We start from the raw sequence: 2,337 nt of genomic DNA on the forward strand, positions 1-2,337 counted from the left end.
TTCGCTGGTCAGTACCTGTGTGCCTTTTATTTTTACGGCGGCTATAGATACCAGCTCAGCTTTCTGTGGATCGAGATCCGTCATTTCGCAGTCCAGAGCAACAATTTCATCCCCTTCATAAGTATCAAACATAAAGGAGAATTCACCATCTTTCTGACTCCAGCGATCTGTTGCTGTTCTTATTGTTTTCAGCACCATGTTGTTTACCTCTCGAGATGATAACGATGTGACATCCTTGACTTGAACTCTTTAACCAGATGCAGTGCCTCACGCAGCAGGTCACGATCCAGTTTGTTCAATTCCACCGCTGTGATCAGGTTGGCCTCATCTGCATCGGCCTGGCCTTCGGCTGCTTTAAGCTGTTGCTGGAGTCGTAAACGACTCATTACAGCCAGAGCCTCTGAAAGATCATCAGCAAAGTCTTTCTTGATTATGCGCTGTTCAGCCAGTTTTTCTAGCCGGACAAAAGTATTGGTTTCACGGATTTTATGCTGCAGCGCCATGCTGCGTACACCATGTACAATCGGGAAGATACCGCCTTTTTTGATGTCCATACCATCAGAGCTTTTTAAACCACCAAAAAAGGTCAGCGGAGTGCTGAAACGACGCAGTGGCATGGCAAAGTAAGAATAAAACACATCGTTACCAGCCAGTTTTTCATAGAGTGATTCCCGCACCCGGTTAAACAGCTGTGCATCACCGGCCACCGCATGGGCATCCACAAAAATGGCCAGATTCATCAGGCCGGTTCCTTCTACCGAACCGCACCACTTCTGCAGGCGTTTTTTCCAGTCTGATTCCCGCATCACCCATTCTGGGTTGGAAACCATGATGTTGCCTTTACACAGCGGATAACCAAAATCCAGCAGGGTTTGGGTAAACTTCTGCATCACCTTGTCACATTCCGGCCAGTCCAGATCATCCGCCAGAATCAGTGCATTATCCTGATCGGTTTTGAGTACCTGCTCACCACGGCCTTCACTGCCCATTACCAGCAGGCAGACTTTGTTCTGTACCTCCTGCGGCACCAGATACTCAAAAGCCTTGGCAATAATACGGCCATTCAGTGCTGCCAGCAGATCCATAGCAAAGCGTATTTTTACCCCCTGAGAAACCAGACCACTGATCAGAGCGGTGGTTCCACGGGCAGCACGTGCCAATTCATCCAGATTGGCTGCACGCTCTATCTGCAAACCGATAACGTGGGACTGACTGGAGAAGAAGCTCAGTACATCGGTCAGCTCAACCATACCGGCTAGTTTTGGACCATCAAACACCACCACACGCTGAATTTTGTGGCGGGTCATCAATACTAGAGCATTAAACAGAAAGTCCTCTTTCTGCACTGTTAGCAGGTTATAACTGGCCAGTTCACAGATATCGGCATCTAGTGTCATGCCTTTCAGAACCACCCCTTCCAGTAGGTCAGTTCGTGTCACCATGCCAAACTGGCTGCCCTTGCGTACCAACAGGCAATCGGCATGTTGCTCACGCATGGTACGTGTTGCTTCGGTAATGCTGGTGCCGGAATCCAGCACCACCGGCTCTGTCAGCACCGAGGCACCCACTTTTGCCAGCATAAAAGCGGACATGTCACTGCCACCCTGCTGCTGGCTGCGACGGCTTTCGAGTAGGCGAGCTTTTTCTGTCAGTGAGTTTTGGAAATAGGCAGCAAAGGCTTCATTGTCTTCCATCAACTTCAGGAAAACTGCTTTGGGAATCAGCCAAGCTATGGTTTCTTCAAGAGTGCGAAAGGTATAACGACTGGTGCCGTTGATGATACTGATGGCACCAAAAAGGTCTTCCTGAGCGTACTCCCTAATCATGCCACCATCAGGATCTGTTTCGGCAAGACGAGGGTCAATTTCTGCCACTGCCCCTTTCATTACTACAAAAACATATTCACTGGAATGGCCAGCCTCGATGATCATCTCATCCAAGCCAAAATAACCTATATCCAAGCGGGTTAATAATTGTTGCTGGGATTCTTCTGTCAACAGGTCAAAAGGGGGGTGAGACAGATCAAACTCATTGCTCATGCTATTTTCCTTATTTTCATAAGCTGCTGCAGCATCAGTAACCACCGATGCAGGAAGTTACACATCGTCTGAATCTAACAAACCCCCACCTTTGCCGAAAGGTGTACTTTAGTCTCAGGGACAAACCACACGATATAGATCAGTTGTAGGTGCAAAAACCTGCATACCACTCAGTTTTAATTCACCAGTCTCACTCACGGGAACACGTTCCCCTGTATTACAGTTCAGCAGATACGCCTGATGAGTCAGACGATCCATATATTCTTTTTCAAAACGATAAATAACAAACTGGGCAATT

The 2,337-nt window shown here is 47.9% G+C and carries 2 protein-coding genes and 1 pseudogene; all 3 read right to left on the reverse strand.

Going from position 1 to position 2,337, the window contains the following annotated elements:
• Positions 1–198, reverse strand: a 198-nt coding sequence (locus IBX50_RS19730; RefSeq protein WP_292258104.1) for an exonuclease domain-containing protein, incomplete at its 3' end; no start/stop codon positions are given.
• A 5-nt stretch (positions 199–203) separates the two neighbouring features.
• Positions 204–2,039, reverse strand: coding sequence for a DUF294 nucleotidyltransferase-like domain-containing protein (locus IBX50_RS19735; RefSeq protein ID WP_292258105.1), 1,836 nt, complete (start codon positions 2,037–2,039; stop codon positions 204–206).
• Positions 2,040–2,153: 114 nt separating this feature from the next.
• Positions 2,154–2,337 (reverse strand): annotated as a pseudogene (locus IBX50_RS19740) (hypothetical protein); the annotation flags it as partial.

Source organism: Marinospirillum sp. (assembly GCF_014859565.1).